At 38.4% G+C, this 19,768-nt stretch carries 17 protein-coding genes and 1 pseudogene; 11 read left to right on the forward strand and 7 right to left on the reverse strand.

Going from position 1 to position 19,768, the window contains the following annotated elements; all coding sequences use genetic code 11:
- The first annotated feature begins 715 nt into the window (after positions 1-715).
- Together tet(W) and CP355_RS04095 are read left to right on the forward strand one after the other, a co-directional pair.
- Complete coding sequence (tet(W), locus tag CP355_RS04090) at positions 716-2,641, forward strand: tetracycline resistance ribosomal protection protein Tet(W) (RefSeq protein ID WP_098036734.1); 1,926 nt, start codon at positions 716-718, stop codon at positions 2,639-2,641.
- Positions 2,629-2,906 (forward strand): annotated as a pseudogene (locus tag CP355_RS04095) (IS30 family transposase); the annotation flags it as partial. The gene tet(W) and the pseudogene CP355_RS04095, both read left to right, overlap by 13 nt.
- A 454-nt stretch (positions 2,907-3,360) precedes the next feature.
- Here the strand turns inward: CP355_RS04095 and CP355_RS04100 are convergent.
- A complete protein-coding gene (locus CP355_RS04100) occupies positions 3,361-4,608 on the reverse strand; it encodes an MFS transporter (RefSeq protein ID WP_098043947.1) in 1,248 nt (415 codons plus the stop codon).
- A gap of 147 nt (positions 4,609-4,755) precedes the next feature.
- On the opposite strand from CP355_RS04100, the gene CP355_RS04105 reads away from it, so the two are divergent.
- On the forward strand, positions 4,756-5,736 hold the full coding sequence (locus CP355_RS04105; protein ID WP_098043948.1) for a cytochrome C5: 981 nt from the start codon (positions 4,756-4,758) through the stop codon (positions 5,734-5,736).
- Between the two features lie 92 nt (positions 5,737-5,828).
- On the opposite strand, the gene CP355_RS04110 is transcribed toward CP355_RS04105, so the two are convergent.
- Both CP355_RS04110 and CP355_RS04115 read right to left on the reverse strand, forming a co-directional pair.
- A complete protein-coding gene (locus CP355_RS04110) occupies positions 5,829-6,950 on the reverse strand; it encodes an RNA-guided endonuclease TnpB family protein (protein WP_098043949.1) in 1,122 nt (373 codons plus the stop codon).
- 125 nt (positions 6,951-7,075) lie between these two features.
- Positions 7,076-7,438: an aggregation promoting factor surface protein gene (locus tag CP355_RS04115; protein WP_087236344.1), complete on the reverse strand. Its 363-nt coding sequence runs from the start codon at positions 7,436-7,438 to the stop codon at positions 7,076-7,078.
- A 210-nt stretch (positions 7,439-7,648) separates the two neighbouring features.
- On the opposite strand from CP355_RS04115, the gene CP355_RS04120 reads away from it, so the two are divergent.
- On the forward strand, positions 7,649-10,183 hold the full coding sequence (locus CP355_RS04120) for a M1 family metallopeptidase (protein ID WP_098043950.1): 2,535 nt from the start codon (positions 7,649-7,651) through the stop codon (positions 10,181-10,183).
- A gap of 227 nt (positions 10,184-10,410) precedes the next feature.
- Complete coding sequence (locus CP355_RS04125; RefSeq protein WP_098043951.1) at positions 10,411-11,904, forward strand: peptide MFS transporter; 1,494 nt, start codon at positions 10,411-10,413, stop codon at positions 11,902-11,904.
- 38 nt (positions 11,905-11,942) lie between these two features.
- Here CP355_RS04125 and CP355_RS04130 read toward each other — a convergent pair whose 3' ends face one another.
- Together CP355_RS04130 and CP355_RS04135 are read right to left on the reverse strand one after the other, a co-directional pair.
- On the reverse strand, positions 11,943-12,137 hold the full coding sequence (locus tag CP355_RS04130) for a hypothetical protein (protein ID WP_025006416.1): 195 nt from the start codon (positions 12,135-12,137) through the stop codon (positions 11,943-11,945).
- An 89-nt stretch (positions 12,138-12,226) separates the two neighbouring features.
- Positions 12,227-13,435, reverse strand: coding sequence for a L,D-transpeptidase family protein (locus tag CP355_RS04135; RefSeq protein WP_098043952.1), 1,209 nt, complete (start codon positions 13,433-13,435; stop codon positions 12,227-12,229).
- A 144-nt stretch (positions 13,436-13,579) separates the two neighbouring features.
- Between CP355_RS04135 and CP355_RS04140 the strand changes: the two genes are divergently transcribed.
- Positions 13,580-14,374 carry a DUF4931 domain-containing protein gene (locus tag CP355_RS04140; RefSeq protein WP_087176817.1) on the forward strand — a complete coding sequence of 265 codons (795 nt, stop codon included), beginning with the start codon at positions 13,580-13,582 and terminating at the stop codon, positions 14,372-14,374.
- A gap of 30 nt (positions 14,375-14,404) precedes the next feature.
- On the opposite strand, the gene CP355_RS04145 is transcribed toward CP355_RS04140, so the two are convergent.
- Complete coding sequence (locus CP355_RS04145; protein WP_098043953.1) at positions 14,405-15,049, reverse strand: hypothetical protein; 645 nt, start codon at positions 15,047-15,049, stop codon at positions 14,405-14,407.
- 58 nt (positions 15,050-15,107) lie between these two features.
- Between CP355_RS04145 and yaaA the strand changes: the two genes are divergently transcribed.
- Entirely contained in the window at positions 15,108-15,869 is a 762-nt protein-coding gene (gene yaaA, locus CP355_RS04150) for a peroxide stress protein YaaA (protein ID WP_098036402.1), read from the forward strand.
- On the opposite strand, the gene CP355_RS04155 is transcribed toward yaaA, so the two are convergent.
- Entirely contained in the window at positions 15,866-16,621 is a 756-nt protein-coding gene (locus tag CP355_RS04155) for an alpha/beta hydrolase (RefSeq protein WP_098043954.1), read from the reverse strand. The genes yaaA and CP355_RS04155 overlap by 4 nt on opposite strands.
- Before the next feature lie 143 nt (positions 16,622-16,764).
- Between CP355_RS04155 and CP355_RS04160 the strand changes: the two genes are divergently transcribed.
- The 4 genes from CP355_RS04160 to CP355_RS04175 all read left to right on the forward strand — a co-directional run bounded on the left by CP355_RS04160 (position 16,765) and on the right by CP355_RS04175 (position 19,741).
- Positions 16,765-17,364: a histidine phosphatase family protein gene (locus tag CP355_RS04160; protein WP_098043955.1), complete on the forward strand. Its 600-nt coding sequence runs from the start codon at positions 16,765-16,767 to the stop codon at positions 17,362-17,364.
- Positions 17,365-17,475: 111 nt separating this feature from the next.
- The gene (locus CP355_RS04165; RefSeq protein WP_098043956.1) at positions 17,476-18,003 is read left to right on the forward strand and encodes a TetR/AcrR family transcriptional regulator; all 528 of its coding nucleotides are present in this window, start codon (positions 17,476-17,478) and stop codon (positions 18,001-18,003) included.
- On the forward strand, positions 18,004-19,065 hold the full coding sequence (locus CP355_RS04170; RefSeq protein WP_098043957.1) for an ABC transporter permease: 1,062 nt from the start codon (positions 18,004-18,006) through the stop codon (positions 19,063-19,065).
- 1 nt (position 19,066) lies between these two features.
- A complete protein-coding gene (locus CP355_RS04175; RefSeq protein WP_098043964.1) occupies positions 19,067-19,741 on the forward strand; it encodes an ABC transporter ATP-binding protein in 675 nt (224 codons plus the stop codon).
- Positions 19,742-19,768 lie beyond the last annotated feature (27 nt).

Here is a 19,768-nt window from a genome sequence, read left to right on the forward strand (position 1 = left end):
CCTATTATTAATCTTTTGTTATTGGTATTAATTGATCTACAATACAGCAATCAATGCTCATGTACGGTAAAGAAGCAAGCAACCGAAAACAATAGATAGACCGCCAGCACTACACTATTCCGAACCAAAGACCAAAAGATAAGCATTTTGAGAAAATCTAAACTTTTGGATTTTCCTACAATGCCGACTACGGCGGAATCCCTCCCACTCCTTATATATTTCTTTCTGTATACATTGAATTTGTATTTAGTAAAATGCAGACAACACCACGGATCGGCTTTTGGCTGGACAATTCCAACCAAACACCGCAGCAGACAGTAGAAACCATTCTGAACGTTAGGAAGCCGGTATGATTGTTACATATAAGGGGAAGAAAAATTTCTTTTAGATACTTGTTTTCCTAAAACTGATGTGATATAATAATTCAATTCCAGAAAAGGAGTAAAAAATATGCGGCAAGGTATTCTTAAATAAAACTATAATCAAATAGTGGGAACAAAGGATTATGATAGTCCCTTTTGTAGGGGCTTAGTTTTTTGTACCCAATTTAAGAATACTTTTGCCTTATCAATTTTGACATATCCCCAAAAACAGCACTCACAAACAGGTGTATGCTGTTTTTGGGGATGTCCGCAAATTATCATCCCCAGTGGTAAAAGTATTTTACTGCTGGGGATTTTTATGCCCTTCGGGGCAGTAAAGGGAGGACAATCACATGAAAATAATCAATATTGGAATTCTTGCCCATGTAGACGCTGGAAAGACGACCTTGACGGAGAGCCTGCTATATGCCAGCGGAGCCATTTCAGAACCGGGGAGCGTCGAAAAAGGGACAACGAGTACGGACACCATGTTTTTGGAGCGGCAGCGTGGGATTACCATTCAAGCGGCAGTCACTTCCTTCCAGTGGCACAGATGTAAAGTCAACATTGTGGATACGCCCGGCCACATGGATTTTTTGGCGGAGGTGTACCGCTCTTTGGCTGTTTTAGATGGGGCCATCTTGGTGATCTCCGCTAAAGATGGCGTGCAGGCCCAGACCCGTATTCTGTTCCATGCCCTGCGGAAAATGAACATTCCCACCGTTATCTTTATCAACAAGATCGACCAGGCTGGCGTTGATTTGCAGAGCGTGGTTCAGTCTGTTCGGGATAAGCTCTCCGCCGATATTATCATCAAGCAGACGGTGTCGCTGTCCCCGGAAATAGTCCTGGAGGAAAATACCGACATAGAAGCATGGGATGCGGTCATCGAAAATAACGATAAATTATTGGAAAAGTATATCGCAGGAGAACCAATCAGCCGGGAAAAACTTGTGCGGGAGGAACAGCGGCGGGTTCAAGACGCCTCCCTGTTCCCGGTCTATTATGGCAGCGCCAAAAAGGGCCTTGGCATTCAACCGTTGATGGATGCGGTGACAGGGCTGTTCCAACCGATTGGGGAACAGGGGAGCGCCGCCCTATGCGGCAGCGTTTTCAAGGTGGAGTATACAGATTGCGGCCAGCGGCGTGTCTATCTACGGCTATACAGCGGAACGCTGCGCCTGCGGGATACGGTGGCCCTGGCCGGGAGAGAAAAGCTGAAAATCACAGAGATGCGTATTCCATCCAAAGGGGAAATTGTTCGGACAGACACCGCTTATCCGGGTGAAATTGTTATCCTTCCCAGCGACAGCGTGAGGTTAAACGATGTATTAGGGGACCCAACCCGGCTCCCTCGTAAAAGGTGGCGTGAGGACCCCCTCCCCATGCTGCGGACGTCGATTGCGCCGAAAACGGCAGCGCAAAGAGAACGGCTGCTGGACGCTCTTACGCAACTTGCGGATACTGACCCGCTTTTGCGCTGCGAGGTGGATTCCATCACCCATGAGATCATTCTTTCTTTTTTGGGCCGGGTGCAGTTGGAGGTTGTTTCCGCTTTGCTGTCGGAAAAATACAAGCTTGAAACAGTGGTAAAGGAACCCACCGTCATTTATATGGAGCGGCCGCTCAAAGCAGCCAGCCACACCATCCATATCGAGGTGCCGCCCAACCCGTTTTGGGCATCCATCGGACTGTCTGTTACACCACTCCCGCTTGGCTCCGGTGTACAATACGAGAGCCGGGTTTCGCTGGGATACTTGAACCAGAGTTTTCAAAACGCTGTCAGGGATGGTATCCGTTACGGGCTGGAGCAGGGCTTGTTCGGCTGGAACGTAACGGACTGTAAGATTTGCTTTGAATACGGGCTTTATTACAGTCCGGTCAGCACGCCGGCGGACTTCCGCTCATTGGCCCCGATTGTATTGGAACAGGCATTGAAGGAATCAGGGACGCAACTGCTGGAACCTTATCTCTCCTTCACCCTCTATGCGCCCCGGGAATATCTTTCCAGGGCTTATCATGATGCACCGAAATACTGTGCCACCATCGAAACGGTCCAGGTAAAAAAGGATGAAGTTGTCTTTACTGGCGAGATTCCCGCCCGCTGTATACAGGCATACCGTACTGATCTGGCCTCTTACACCAACGGGCAGAGCGTATGCCTTACAGAACTGAAAGGGTATCAGGCCGCTGTCGGCAAGCCAGTCATCCAGCCCCGCCGTCCAAACAGCCGCCTGGACAAGGTGCGCTATATGTTTCAGAAGATAATGAAGCACTAACTAAGTTCCTAACCACTTTTAATGGAGCTTTATTGTGGACCGTGGCACTGAGTTTAGTGGGCTAGTATCACTTGAATCACAATATGGTATTAAGACCTATTACTGCCATGCTTATACTCCAGCTGAACGTGGTAGTAATGAACGCTTTAATCGGAATTTACGTTATTTTTATCCTAAAGGGACTCGTTTTGAGCACATTAGTGCCCAAGATTTAACGACGACGTTACTCCAAATTAACCAGCGACCGCTTAAAATACTCGACTGACAAACACCGTATCAGGTTATGCTGACAAATTTGTCCAAAAATTCGGATTAAATTTGCAATCTACCAAATATTTATGAATAAGGTCTATCAGTGAAAGCACGTTTAGCCGCTGATAGGCCTTATTTTTATTAAGACTTTGTGCGTGGCACTCAAAAAATTATTTAAATTATTTATACAAATAATTATGAAGCGCTGCCTGATTTAGCCTTTGAAGAGGCATTGGTCTACCTGCTTATCGCTCTTAAAGAAGTAAAAGCAGAGATCTCCGCCACAGTGGAACAAATATTAGACAACTTTATTAAGTTATTGCCGGTTTTCATGCAAAAGCAGCTGCTGCGGACAGCTTAAAAACTAATTTAAGAGACAAAAAGCCAGATCCAATATGGATTCGGCTAGTTTTAGTGCTTTCAAGTTTCAGTTATGGATTAAAAGTAAAAGCAGTGAAAGCGATTACTTATTTATTTCGATAAGAAATACCCCATGCGAAGATCAAAATTAAAATAAAGTTCAATAATAAAGTAAATCCGGTTACCCAGAAAACAGTCGCATAGTTTGAAAAACCAGAAATGGCAGAACCCATTAATGATCCAAGTACTGCACCTACTGCTTGGAAAGACTGATTATAACTAAAAATTCGACCGAAACTTTCCTTAGGTGTATTCAAAGTTAAAACAGTTTGAGCTGCAGGCAACATCCCCGCACTGGCAATACCTAATAAGAAACGTAAGAAGGCAAGCATCCACGGATTATTAGTTAAAGCCATTGGTGCAAATAAAATGAAGCCGATGACTAAACCTACACGCAAAACGCGTAACGGCCCAATTTCATCCATCTTATGGCCAATCTTAGATGCAGCAAGCAAAGTACCAAGTCCTGGCGTTGCTGCTACGATACCAGCAACAAATGCAACATCAGAACCATGAGGAATCATTGATTTTACGTATAATGAAACGATAGGATCAATTGACATAGTTGAAGATTGAACCAACATCGTAGTGATGAACATAACGATAATTAATTTAACACTTGGCAAACTCTTCATGATTTCGCCCATTGGCTTCATCTTTTCGCGAGAAATTGGAGTAAAGTCTTCATGAACTAGGAATGTTGTTCCTAAAAATACGATGAACATCAAGACACCGGTAATAAAGAACGGAATACGATAGCCCCATGCACCGCCAAAGATATTGCCAAAGAAACTAGAAAGGGCACCACCTAATAATGGACCAACCAAGTTGCCAGCAGTACCAGCGGTCATCATCTGACTCATTACCCATCCACTACGTTCGTGCGGCGTTTCGCTGGCCATCAATGCCGTAGCGTTGTTGATATAACCAGAAAATGACCCTTGAATGAAGCGCATGACAACGATATAAATCGCATTTGGTGCAAAACCAGTCAAGGTAATAGTAATTGCCATAACGCCGGATGCACGCATACACATTAGTTTTCTTCCTTTACGGTCAGCCAAGCTGCCCCAGTATGGAGAAACTATTGCCTGGGCAATAAAGGTCATAGCGAATGCCAGCCCAGAGTATAAGTTGATTTGCAGCTTAGAATAATTACCTAAATCAGAAATAAACAGTGAGATAAAGGGCATAGTCATTGAGTAGCCCATCCCAGTGATGAAGCAACCTAACCACAGAGTATAAAAAGCCTTATGCCAACCTGCAGGCAGATTGCGTGATTTAATAGTAGTCAAAGTGTCATCTCTTTCAAAAATAAGAATAAGTTTTAATGTTTATTTTAGCACATACAAAAAATTAAATATTTTTCCAATTTTTTATAATAAAAAGATTATTAATGAAATAATGTGCTACGATAATGGTTCTAGAAGGGAGTTATCTTTATGGCACACATGTCGCGGCGAGAATATCGTATGAAGAAGGAACATGGACAAGATGGTGCTGATCGATCACGAATCAATTATTCTAAAAGTAGAGTAAATAGTCGTGAAGAATTTAGAAGTAAAAAAATTAGCAATCCTAAACCTGCTGCTAATACCAAAATCGATCTTTCACGTGAAAATTATAATCACGTAAAGCTCAATTTCTGGACAATCTTTTCTGATCGACCATATATTTCAGTTGCAATTATTGTCTTGGCACTATTTCTTGCCATGATCAAATTATGGTGGGGATTATTAATCTTATTGGCAGTTGTAATTGTTGGAATATACGTCATCGGCCACAGTCATCATCCCCATCAAGTACTTAGTCTTGAATTTCATCTAAAAGCTTCAAGAAAATTAAGTATGCTGAGAGCTTTAGAATTAGGTGGCTCAGTTACTATGTTTTTAGCTACCTATATGAAGCAAGTGGTAACTGTCGACTTTTCATCGGCAGGGTCAACCGATAGTTTCCAAATTATTCAAGGAGCATTGTCTAATAATGGTGGCTATTATGGTCAACAAGGATCATACTTTTTGAGTTTACTAAATACAGTCACTGGTGGTCAGCTCTGGAGTTCATACCGTTATGCCACAAATAGTGCGCAAATGATGAATAGTAGTTCTGGTCGCTGGATTATTATGTGGATCATGCTTTTGATGATTGCTCCAGCTTTTTGTGTATTAGCACAATTTTTTAAAGAACCATATTCTAGAAATGTGACTTTGATTACTTCATTGATTACCACATTTAGTTTTATCTTAACTCCTGTTTTAATGCGTAAATGGGTAGTTGGTTATGCTATGGAAAACCAACTGGCAAGAAAAGCGGCTAATAATGCTGTTCACATTGGGACGATGGCCTACGTAGGAATGGCTTGCTCGATCCTGGTATTAATAATTGCAACCTACCGGGTAATTAAACAAGATCATTTTGAATGAACTACACCGGCACTGAAGTGCCGGATTTCTGGGAACACTGAGTAGTGTTTAGGATCTTACATTGAATTATTCAAATACCTAACTCACGGAACTCAGCTTGTTACCGTGGCCAGTCCCTGACCATTTAGCTTTGCTTTATGCAAGATATTAACTGCCGCATTAATATCTCGGTCATGCTTAGTTTGACACTTAGAACAGGTCCATTCACGAATCTCTAATGGCTTAGCACCACTGTTATAGCCACATTTTGAACAAATTCTGGAAGTATTCTTAGGATCAACTGCAACTAGCTTTTTCCCATACCATTCACACTTATACTCCAGCATTTGTCTAAACATTTGCCATGAAGCATTGGCAATTGATTTGGCTAAGTGATGATTTTTCTGAAGATTCTTGGTTTTCAAATCTTCAATTGCAATTACATCATATTGCTTAACTAAATGCGTAGTTAATTTATGCAGGTAATCTCTGCGCTGATTAGCTATTTTTGCTTGGCATCCGGCTTTTGAGTTTTGTGCTTTTTGCCAATTAGTGAAACTCTCTAAGCTTCTAGGACAAAGTACCCTTTTATTCTTATCTTGTAAAACTAGTAATTTAGCTAAATGTCTACGTCGAGAATACTTTTTCTGCCAAATTCTAGCTTTCTTTTCAAAATAAGAACTGGCAAAACTAGAGTACTTTAAACCATTAGATAGAATTGCTAAATCAGCTACGCCAACATCAATTCCAACTTGTTTGTCAGTTAAGCTGTACTTCTCTGGTTCAGATATTTCTACCTGTAGAGACAAATAATATTTTCCTGTTGGTTCAAGCAGAACAGTGTAGCGCTTAATCTTAACATCTTGCAAAACTCCAGTCTTGCTGGTTTTGACACAGCCTAATTTAGGAATCTTTAAATATCTTTTACCTGCAATTCTGATAGTCGATTTACCAGTATAAGACCTTTTCAGATACTTGCGTGAATGAAAACGAGGCTTGTCAATTTGACCACTTTTATCTTGAAAGAAGTTCTTCCAAGACTGAGTTAGAAATTCATTAACTACTTGCAAGCTTGAAGAATCGCTGTTTTTCAAAAAAGGATATTCTTTTTTAAGCGGCTTAAGCAGATAATTCAGCTTAAATTTACCCAAGAAAGGCAAATCCTTATTATTCTGATAGCGCTCATTCATCATAGCCAGCATTTGATTCCAAACAAAGCGATCATTGTCGAACATATGTTTAAGAAAGAAGGAGGAACAAGCAAAAAACTAAAAAAAGGCCGGCAATTAATCAATAAAGAAAAAACAGCTTAGTCAACTTGACTAGGCTGCTTTTTTGGAAATTAAGGAATAAATTAATTTTAGTACCAGTTATGTGCTAACCAAAATCTCTTAGCGTTAACCCATGAACCGTAACGACCGTAAACGTATCTATCAGCAGTACGTTCTTGGTTCTTTGGTGATAAGTCACCGTGTAAGTAGCCGATGCTTAATTGGTACTTACCGTAACATGAACCGTTTCTAGCAGTGTAGCTACCGCCTGATTCACGCATTGCGATCCATCTCTTAGCTGCTTTTTCTTTTTTAGACATTTTCTTCTTAGCAGCTTGAACATTTTGGCTAGTAGAATCGTTAGCGAAAGTTTGTGCAACTGCAACACATGCAAAGGCAAGTGCTAATGCAGCAAAAATTTTAACTAAAGTAGATTTAACTTGTTTACTCATTGATCTCATTCATTCCTTATTAAAACTTATTTTTAAAAAATTTATATATTTCTTAATGACTATGCTTATATATTACAAGGTCTATATGACAGCAATGTTACAAAACGAAAACGTCACTCTTACAATCAGGAAGAAATTGCCTTTTTTAAGCGTTTTTACTGATATTTTGGTAAAATTTAGAGTGAATTATGCTAATAGGAGGCAAAATAAATGGCAGTTAAACGTTTTTATGAAATTTTCCACCCAGAACATTACGATTTACGCATTAACGTAAACCGTAAGAATAAGACTATTAATGGTACTTCAACGATTACTGGTGATGTAATTGAAAACCCAGTATTCATTAATCAAAAGTTTATGACCATCGACAGCGTTAAGGTTGGTGGCAAGGACGTTGATTTTGAAGTAGTTGAAAAAGACGAAGCAATCAAGATTGAAACTGGCGTAACTGGCAGAGCCGTAATCGAAATTGCTTATAGCGCACCACTTACCGACACTATGATGGGTATTTACCCTTCATACTACGAATTAGAAGGCAAGAAGAAGCAAATTATCGGTACGCAATTTGAAACTACTTTTGCTCGTCAAGCATTTCCATGTGTTGATGAACCAGAAGCTAAGGCTACCTTCACCCTTGCCCTTAAGTGGGATGAAGAAGATGGTGAAGTTGCACTTGCCAACATGCCAGAAGTTGAAGTTGACCAAGATGGCTACCACCATTTTGAAGAAACTGTTCGTATGTCAAGCTACCTTGTCGCATTTGCCTTTGGTGACTTACAATCAAAGACTACTCACACTAAGGATGGCGTTTTGATTGGTGTTTACGCAACTAAGGCTCACAAACCTAAGGAATTGGACTTTGGCCTGGATATTGCTAAGCGCGCAATTGAATTTTACGAAGACTTCTACCAAACTAAATACCCACTTCCACAATCATTACAACTTGCATTACCAGACTTCTCAGCTGGTGCCATGGAAAACTGGGGTCTTGTAACTTACCGTGAAGCTTACTTACTCCTTGATCCAGACAACACTAGCTTAGAAATGAAGAAGTTAGTTGCTACAGTTATTACCCACGAATTAGCTCACCAATGGTTCGGTGACTTAGTAACCATGAAGTGGTGGGACAACTTATGGCTTAACGAAAGTTTTGCCAACATGATGGAATACTTATCAGTTGATGGTTTGGAACCTGACTGGCACATCTGGGAAATGTTCCAAACTAGTGAAGCTGCATCTGCATTGAACAGAGATGCTACTGATGGTGTTCAACCAATTCAAATGGAAATTAATGACCCAGCAGATATTGACTCAGTCTTTGACGGTGCCATCGTTTACGCTAAGGGTTCAAGAATGTTAGTCATGGTTCGTTCACTTCTTGGTGACGACGCACTTCGCAAGGGTCTTAAGTACTACTTCGACCATCACAAGTTTGGCAATGCTACTGGTGATGATCTTTGGGATGCACTTTCAACTGCAACTGATCTTGATATTGGTAAGATCATGCACTCATGGCTTAAGCAACCAGGTTACCCAGTAGTTAATGCCTTTGTTGATGAAGACGGTCACTTGAAGCTTACTCAAAAGCAATTCTTTATCGGTGAAGGTGAAGACAAGGGTAGACAATGGCAAATTCCATTGAATGCTAACTTTGACGCACCTAAGATTATGTCTGAAAAGGAAATCGACTTAGGCAACTATAAGGTACTTCGTGAAGAAGCAGGGCACCCACTTAGACTTAATGTTGGCAACAACTCACACTTCATCGTTAAGTATGATAAGACTTTGCTTGATGATATCTTGGCAGATGTTAATGAATTGGACCCAATTGACAAGTTGCAATTGCTCCAAGACTTACGTCTCTTGGCAGAAGGTAAGCAAATTTCTTACGCTTCAATTGTTCCACTTTTGGTTAAATTTGCTGATTCTAAGTCAAGTTTGGTAATTAACGCACTTTACACTACTGCAGCTAAGCTTCGTCAATTCGTTGAACCAGAATCAGATGAAGAAAAGAACTTGAAGAAACTTTACGACCTCTTATCAAAGGATCAAGTTGCACGTTTAGGCTGGGAAGTAAAGCCAGGCGAAAGCGATGAAGATGTTCAAATTCGTCCATACGAATTGAGTGCCAGCCTTTACGCTGAAAATGCAGACTCAATTAAGGCAGCTCACCAAATCTTTACTGAAAATGAAGATAACTTAGAAGCATTGAATGCAGATGTTCGTCCATACGTTTTGATTAACGAAGTAAAGAACTTTGGCAATGCTGAATTAGTTGATAAGTTAATCAAGGAATACCAAAGAACAGCTGATCCATCATACAAGGTTGACTTACGCAGCGCTGTAACCAGCACCAAAGATCCTGCAGCTATCAAGACTATTGTTGGCGACTTTGAAAATGCTGACGTAGTTAAGCCACAAGACTTACGTGGTTGGTACCGTGGTTTACTTGCTAACCATCATGGTCAACAAGCAGCTTGGGACTGGATCAGAGAAGACTGGGATTGGCTTGACAAGACTGTTGGTGGTGACATGGAATTTGCTACATTTATCACTGTTACTACAGGTGTCTTCCACACTCCAGTAAGACTTAAGGAATTCAAGGAATTCTTTGAACCAAAGATTAATGTTCCACTTCTTAGTCGTGAAATTAAGATGGATGTTAAGGTTATCGAAAGTAAGGTTAACTTGATCGAAGCTGAAAAAGATGCTGTTAATGATGCAGTTGCTAAGGCAATTGATTAGGTAATATAATTGTAAGTGTTCATGAAGAACTAAATGCAATTCATGCAGAAGAACACAAATGAGAAAAAGAGTATGCTAAACGTGACTTTAGTCATGCAAAGCGTGGGCGGTCGTATGACCGCTTTTTTTGTAAAGAAATAAGGATCTATCTGTAAATAGGATAGGTCCTTATTTTTCGTGGTATAATTATTTTTATTGCTTACCTTAGATAAGAAGGGAGTTTTTCTTTGGGTAAACGAGATTCAAATACAGCATTCTTTGGACAGCCAAAGGGCTTGTCCACTTTATTCTTTACTGAGATGTGGGAGCGTTTCAGTTACTACGGCATGCGGGCTATCTTATTGTTCTACATGTACTACGCAGTTACCAAAGGTGGTTTGGGAATGTCTCAAACTACTGCTGCTTCAATCATGTCAATCTATGGTTCGCTTGTTTATTTATCAACGTTAGTCGGAGGCTGGCTTTCTGACAGAGTATGGGGCTCTAGAAAAACAGTCTTTTACGGCGGTGTGCTTATTATGTTGGGACACATCGTTTTAGCTTTGCCAGCTGGTGTAGCGGCGTTATACAGTTCGATCGCTTTAATTGTTGTGGGAACTGGATTGTTAAAGCCAAATGTGTCTGATATGGTTGGTGGTCTTTATTCTGTTGAAGATCGCCGTCGTGACGCCGGCTTTAGTATTTTTGTTTTCGGAATTAACTTAGGTTCCTTCATCGCTCCATGGCTTGTTCCATGGGCAGCTGAAGGTTTTGGCTTCCATATCTTTGGTAGCCAGTTGAACTTCCATGCAGGATTTTCATTAGCTGCAGTTGGTATGTTCTTTGGTTTAGTACAATATGTACTTGGCGGAAAGAAATATCTATCAACTGAAAGTTTGACACCTAATGATCCTATTGATAAAGGCGATTTGCTTAACGTAATCAAGTGGGGTGTCATTATTATCGTTGCAATTGCTGCAGTTTTAGCCGTTATGGCTGGAGTAGGACAATTAAATGTTGATAATGTAATTACCTTATTAACTATCTTGGCTATTGCATTGCCAATTTACTACTTCGTAATGATGCTTCGCAGTTCAAAGGTTACTAAGATTGAACGTTCGAGAGTTAAGGCATATATTCCATTATTCTTCGCCGCAGCTATTTTCTGGGGAATAGAAGAATCAGGTTCAGTTGTTTTAGCATTATTTGCGGAACAAAGAACTGTTTTACATATCGGCGGTTGGCACTTTACTGCGGCTAACTTCCAATCTCTTAACCCATTATTTATCATGATTTTGACACCAGTATTTGTATGGCTATGGGAACACTGGAAGAAGCAGCCAACTGCACCGGGGAAATTTGCGGCAGGTCTTGTCTTTGCTGGGCTTTCATACATGTGGATGGCTCTTCCAGGTATGCTCTTTGGTACAAGTGGTAGAGTAAGTCCATTCTGGCTTGTAGGTTCATGGTTTATCGTTGAAATTGCCGAAATGTTGATTTCACCAATTGGCTTGTCAATTACAACCAAACTTGCTCCAAATGCATTCCGCTCACAGATGATGAGTATGTGGTTTATGGCCGATGCGACAGGACAAGCAATTAATGCCCAAATCGTTAAGTTTTATTCAACTAAAACAGAAGTGCCATACTTCATGGCTGTTGGTGTAGTCAGTGTAGTATTCGGGATTATTATGTTTGTTTTAATTAAGAAGATTAACGTCTTAATGGAAGGCGTACATTAGAATATGAAAAATGACGTGGGAATAATCTCACGTCATTTTTAAAATCTACGTAAATAGATGCTATAAACTACTAGTAAAATACCAAAGATTAAGAAAATAATTGCCAAACTACGTTGCCATTTAGCTTCATTAGTTTTAGTATTATCTTTTTTCGTGTTATTGTTCTTAATACTTAAACATCTTAAATATGAAATTGCCGCCATAACTAAGCAAATGATTCCGATTATTAACATAAAAACCTCTCAAAAATCTATATCTTTATGTCTAATTTTACGCAAAAAAATAATGCCATTCAAATTTGAATAGCATTATTTTTATTTTCTTAGTAAACAATTACGGCATCATTAGTAGAAACATTGTTCCATACGCTTCTAATTTCAGCAGGACGAATGTTAACACATCCATGTGAGCCGCCTTGAAGGTATGCAGTCTTACTCCAATCATTTCTCCAGCTAGCGTCGTGCAAACCACAGCCGCTTAAAGTAAATGGCATCCAGTATTGAACTTTAGATGCGTATTTGGAGCCGTCGTCATTGAAACCGCGTAAAACGCTAGGTGACTCTTTATACATGATGTACCAAACACCCTTTGGAGTTTGGTTGCCTTTTCCACCCTCTAAAGTACCAGTAACTACATCGTTTAAATGAACAACAACGCGTCCTTTGCGAACGACCCATAATTCTTGGTTTTTAATCGAAACGACAACATAATTATTCCCGATACCGTTGTTGCTCTTGCCATAACCATGAGCATAAGTACTGTAGCCATCGCCATAAATGTACTTGCTGCCATCAAGTTCTGTAGTACCATCGATAAATGCCTTTTCTATAGCAGCTTGGGCTTTCTTTACATAAACGCCCCAACCATAGCTTTCGTTAGTTACGGTGACCGTTTTGCCTTTAGCCTTATTGCCTACAGGTACCATAAATTTATAGCTCTTTTTCAACGTTTGGACTTCTTTATTGATGTCATGAAGTTTGTTAGTTAAGTTTTTGACATCAGTGAACTTATACTTACCATCCTTATAAGTAACTTCACTAATTAAGTCTTCAGCTTTTAAGGTGTATTTTTTACCAGCGATATTATAAGTTACAGAAGCGCTTTGCATCTTCTTCAGTTTTTCTTTTGCTTCGCTTAGAGCTGTAGAGTTATAAGTATATTTTTGATTATTAATCAAATCTGTATGTTGCTTGTCAAAATATTCTTTAACAGTTTGCTTATCAACAGTTTGAATATTTGCATCCCTTTCAGAAACTATTTTTTTATTTCTTAAAAAGATGACATTATCAGCTTTTTCGTTAATCTTCGCTGTAGCTTTATTAACTGTTAATTTGCCGACCTTAACGCCATAGATTGTAACATTAGGATTGAAGTGAGTAGAAGCAAAGGCACGCTCACGTTGTTCGCTTTCTACCTTCTTATTGTAAAAAATTACACCACCAATAATTGCAATTATGACAATTACGCCGATAATTATTAAATAGAGATTATTTCGATTATTATGTTTTCTAAGTTCCGTTCTAGATTGCATTTTATCAAATACCCATCTCATTAGATTTTCGAATAAGTGTTTGCTTTGAAACAGTATAGCAACTATTTTTATCCTAGTAAAGTTACTATATAATACTTTCAGAATAATATACGTTATTAATTTTAACAGACTTTGAGGGAAAATATGAATAATGATCCACTTGTTTTTCAAATGAATATTGCAAAAGATAAGCCGCAGTCTTACCGTAAGGACAAAAAGAAGAAGGTTTGTCCATTTTGTGATGTAGCTAATTTAACTGATATTTATCAAAAAGAAGATGACATGATTTGGCTGAAAAATAAATATCCTACTCTGCGTGATACTAATCAGACCGTATTAATTGAATCAAGCGATCACCATGGTGATATTAGTATTTATACTAAAGAGCATAATCGTAAATTGATGCGGTTTAGCCTTGCATGTTTTGAAAAAATGGCGGCTAATAAAGATTATCAGACCGTTGTTTGGTATAAAAACTATGGTCCGCATTCGGGCGGTTCTTTGATTCACCCACACATGCAGATTGTGGGCTTTGAGCATGAAGATGGTTATAAATATATTCACCCTAATAATTTTGAAGGTGAAACGCTTTTTGATGAAAATGGGGTAGAAGTCAATATTGCCGAACACCCCGTACAAGGATATACAGAATTAAATATTAATCTTTTAACTAAGGATAGTATTGACCTATGGGCAGATTGGATTCAGAGCGGTGCTAAATACTTGCTTAATATCATGTACAATGGCAGATGTGATTCATACAATTTGTTCTTCTATCCACGCGAAGATGGTGGTGTTTGTGCTAAATATATTACCCGTTTTGAGGCTCCTCCGTATTTTGTGGGCTATAAATTATCTCAAGTAAACGATGAGATCACTTTAGACAAAGAAGCTCATCGCTTTAGAAAATTCTATGATAATGGATCGAAGATTAACTAAAAAACCTTCTCATTGCGAGAAGGGTTTTTGTTAGAATTCAGTGTGAATGATGTCGTCTTCTGGACGATGTGCTTGGATACGCAAAACTTGCCAAGCTAAATCACTTTCTGGTTCAGTAAGATTGATGGTCAATTTACCGTCTTTAAAAGTAAAATCAAGATCAGTTCTGTGATCGATCCATTCAACGCGGTTAGGTTCTTGAGTTAAACCGGTAACCTCAATTTTTTCAGGGAGTGGTCGTTTTACAAAAACATATTTTTGGTAATCTGCGTGCCGATTCTCTAAAATAAAACCATTGTTGCTTTCAAGAGTGCTACTTTTGCCTTCATTTAAAGCATGACCAAATAAGTGCATCCAAGAATTAATGGTATCAAGCAACTTTTGAGTAGTATCGTCAAATTTACCGTCGGTTACAGGGATGTTAATGATAGTATTTTTGCCATTTTGACGATTAGTAACAATAGTGTCAATTACATCATCACTGTTTAAATCGACACCGTCTGCTTCGTCAGCTAGAAAAATAGTGTATTTGCTGCAAGCTTCTTTAAAATCGTCTTTTTGAGCATTGGTTATCACGGCACGTGCACCAATGTTTCTAGCAGTTTTGACTAAAAAGTCCGCATCCGCATTTCCGTTTATTTTAAAAGTTAAGACAATTGCAAAATCAGGATTCATCATTTTTCCTCCTTATTAATTACTAGTTAAGTTTAACCTAAAGAAGTGAAATCTAAAAATGAAAATTATTATTGCACCCGCAAAAATTATGAAAATTGATCGTGATTCTTTTCTAGTTGAGTCTAAACCTGAATTTTTGGATAAGACTAAAGTACTGGAGAAATTTTTAAAATCGCGTTCTGAAGACCAATTAACTGAGTTATGGCATGCTAGTAAAAAGGTGACAGAGCAGAGTATCGAGCAGCTAAAGAATATGAATTTGGATGAACGATTAACGCCTGCTATTTTGGCTTTTTCAGGCATTCAATACCAATATATGGCGCCGGATTTGTTTACTCAGCCAGCGCTTGATTATATTCAAAAAAATTTGCGTATTTTATCCGGCTTTTACGGGATGCTTAGACCTTTTGATGGTGTTTGCCCATATCGTTTAGAACTTAATACCAAGATGAAAGGTTTTATTGATTATAGCTTGTACCATTTCTGGGGTGATGCTATTGCTGAAAGTCTGTTTAAAGATGATGACACAGTCATTAATCTAGCTTCCAAGCAATATATGCGGTTGGTTAAGCCGTATTTAAACGAAAATCGAAAAATGATTACCATTGATTTTCAAGAATTAAAAAATGATCAATGGAAAACTGTAGGTGTTCATGCCAAGATGGCACGCGGTGAAATGGTGCGCTTCATTGCCGAAAACCAAATAAAAAATCCCGCAGAGTTGCGAGATTTTCATGATTTTGAATTCCAATTTGTGCCCGAAGTTAGTTCATCAGATCATTATGTCTTTAGAACTAACTTTGATTTTAAACGTCGTTAAAACGCAGGCTTTAAAAATTGCGCAGTTAAATCAGCTGCCATGTCTTTGTATTCACCGCTAAATCTATGATCAGCATCAGGGATCATATGTAATTCGCTGTTTTCATAAACTTCATCGTGTTTTTTAGCATATTTTGGATCAACGACTTGGTCATTAGTACCGGCAATTACGGAAACTGGTCTAGTGAAACGTTGAGATACTTCATAAATTGGTAAAACTTGTGCAGTTCTTAAGTAAAAGCCGCCAAGCTTCATCCCTAATTTATTGCCTACTAATGGCACAACTTCAGGAATATGATTTGGATCATAAGTTGCACCTTGAGTGTTACCCTTTAATGCGTCGTCTTTTAATTGAGCTGCAGGAGCTAAGAGGACTACTTTTTTTACAACATCAGGATAAAGACCTGCAAGCATTGATGCCACTACGCCACCTTGAGAATGTCCCACTAAGAAGATGTCTCGAACGTGTGGATCGGTGCGGACATAGTCCAAGATCGCCTTACCGTCGGCGATTTCGTTGCAGACAGTCATATCTTCAAATTTACCATCGCTTTCGCCGTGACCATTAAAATCAAAACGAACGCTAGCTACATTTTCATCGCGTAAATCATCGGCAATTTGTCTTAATAAATCTGTATTTCTATTAGCAGTGAAACCATGCATTAAAATAGCCATGTCATAGATTTCACCAAATGGTTCTTCACGGTCACCTACGAGAGTTAAACCGTCTCTTTCAATCGTAATGCGGGACATAAACATTCTTCTTTCTAAATTGGTCTACTATTATTGTAAACTTTTTTATAGGAAAATTAGTAGAAAAGAAATTAAGAAATTGGAAAGATTGCGTAATTACGCGTAAAATTAATTCATTGATTAAGTCATGCGAGGTATTAATGATGGAAATAGTTTTTATTCGTCATGGTCAAACAGATGTTAATAAGGATAATCGTCTTCAAGGCGCGCATGTTGATGCGGAATTAAATGATTATGGCCGCGCTTATGCTAAAAAAGCAGCAGCTAACTTCGATGAAGATGAGTTTGACGTAGTATATTCTAGTCCAATGAAGCGAGCAGTCGAGACCGCTAAAATTTTTACTAAAGATAAGAAAAAGATCAATCTTGATGATCGTTTGCTTGAATTTGACTTTGGTGACTGGGATGGCAAGAAGATGGATGATATCGTTAAGGAATATCCTGATATTGTTGATCCTTGGGGAAAGGTTAATCGCAACTATGTAAGATATGCCAAGAATGGTGAAAGCTACGAAGCTTTTGACAAGCGTTGCGGTGACTTTTTAGATGAAATGTACCAAAAGTATCCTGATAAAAAGGTGCTAGTAGTAGCTCATGGTCGTTTGATTCGAATGATGGCGGCGCACTACTTAACTAATGGCGATATGGATAAAATTGATACGATGGATAATTGTGCCCTAGCAAAATTTAGCGTTAAGAAAAATATTGCACGAATGATCTTCTACAATCGGCTACTTGCTTAGTAAAAAAGCAAGCAGCTTTTTTTATGTATATTCATTGACAATACGTCACAAAAGAATAGTATAATAGTTGATTGGTGACAAAACGTCAGTGTGTTGAAAGAGAGGATAAAAATGGTTAAAGCAACATTTAAAAATTTACCTTCCGCTAAACGCGAACGAATCGAAAAGGCTTTGTTAGAAGAGTTTAGTACATATCCTTTAGCAGATGCTAAAGTTTCTCATATTGTCAAAAAGGCAGACATTGCACGTGGTGCATTCTATAAGTATTTCGATGATTTAACAGATGCTTATGTTTATATGTATCATATTGCGATCGATACTATTCACGCTAATATGAGTCCTGATGAAAAATTTGATCCTGATCATTTTTATGATCGAGTTATTAAATTTATTGATAAGACTCAAAACAGTAAATATGAACCAATGATGAAGTTGCACATGTCGCAAAATGAATATTTAATTCCGGATAACTTCAAGATTTATTCAAGACAATTATTAAATATGAGTCCACAATTATGGAGTGCAATGGTTTTAAGTCATGAAGTAATCAATCTTTGCTTGTCAGACCCAGAAAATCAAGAGAAGAACCTTGCTCGTTACAAGAAGAGTTTATACATGATTGCAAAGGGGATGAAATAATTGTTTTTAGCACTAAAAGAAATTAAACATGAAAAGTTGCGCTATGGCTTAATCATTTTAATGATCTTTTTAATCAGTTATTTGATTTTTATGTTGTCTTCATTAGCCGTGGGATTAGCGAGTGAAAATACACAGGCAATCGATAGTTGGAATGCTAAGAAAATTGTTTTAAATAAAAATTCCAATATTAGTTTGGGTCAATCTATTTTGACTAAAAAAGATTTAAAAGACGATGATATTGGTAAAAATGAAGCATATATTGGTCAAGTGGCGGTAGTAGTTAAATCTAAAAATCGGCCATCTGTTTCTGCGCAATTTTTAGGGATTAAGAAAGACCAATTTATTTACAAAGACCAGGACTTAGTAGCTGGTAAACGAGGAAAAGGTAAAACAGAAATTACCGTAGATTCAAGCTTAAGGGATAAAGGCTATCGTTTAGGCGATAAGATTAGTTTGAATGGTTCAGCTAGAAAGTATAAGATTGTGGGCTTCGTTAATAATGCCAAGATCAACATTGCCCCAATTATCTATGGCTCTTTTGCTACATGGAGAAAACTGCGGATGGTTGCACCAAATGTAGCTGCTGCAGCGATTGTTTCCAAAAATGCTAATTATAAATACAACTATAAAGATGCAAAAACATATCCGATTGCCACATTTATTAATAAATTGCCAGGTTATACTGCACAAAATATGACCTTTGGGTTAATGATTGGATTCTTATTTGTCATTTCTCTAATTATCATTGCAGTTTTCCTATACATTTTGACGATGCAAAAAATGCATAATTTGGCTGTAATGAGAGCACAGGGAATTCCAAGCAAGACACTAGTTGGTGCAACAGTTAGTCAATCAATTATTTTGGTCGTTGTGGGAGTGATTATCGCCTTAATATTGATGTGGGTCACAGCCGCTGTTTTACCCGCTGCGGTGCCTATGAGCTTTACCACAACTATTATGATTGCTGGTACGCTAGGGATGCTTGTAATGGGTATTATTGGTAGTTTGATTCCGATTAGATCAATTTTAAAGGTTGATCCTGCAAAGGCAATTGGTGAATAAAATGGCAGTAATTGAGTTAAAAGATGTAGAAAAGATTTATGGTAAAGGCGATGCGCAAGTTGAAGCTTTAAAAGATATTAATTTTGAAGCTGATAAGAGCGAATTGGTTTTGATTATGGGACCTTCCGGTGCCGGTAAGAGTACGTTTTTAACTATTGCCGGTTCACTGCAGAAGCCAACTTCAGGCCAAGTTATCGTTAACGGAGAAGATATTAGCAAGTTCTCTGATAAAAAAAGAAATAGTTTGCGTTTAAATGAAATAGGTTTTATTTTACAAGCCTATAATTTGGTTCCGTATTTAACTGTTCATGATCAATTTGTTTTGGTCGATAAAGTTAAAAAGGGAGATAATTTGTCTAAAGAAGATTTGGATAAATTGCTTGAGGATTTGGGTATTACTAAATTAGTTAAAAAATATCCTAATGAATTGTCAGGTGGTCAGCAGCAGCGTGTGGCAATTGCGCGGGCGCTTTATGCTAACCCAGCGATTTTGCTAGCAGATGAACCAACGGCATCTTTAGATACGCAAAATGTAGAAGAAGTTGGTAAGTTATTTAAGAAGCTGGCTAAAGAACGTGAAAAAGCAATTTTAATTGTGACGCACGACCCTCGTCTTGAAAAATATGCGGATCATATTTATGAAATGATGGATGGTAAGATGAGTCAAAAGAAGTAAAAAATACCTAGTTCAAAATTTTGAACT

The sequence above is a fragment of the Lactobacillus sp. UMNPBX4 genome (assembly GCF_002554115.1).
Taxonomy (GTDB): domain Bacteria; phylum Bacillota; class Bacilli; order Lactobacillales; family Lactobacillaceae; genus Lactobacillus; species Lactobacillus gallinarum.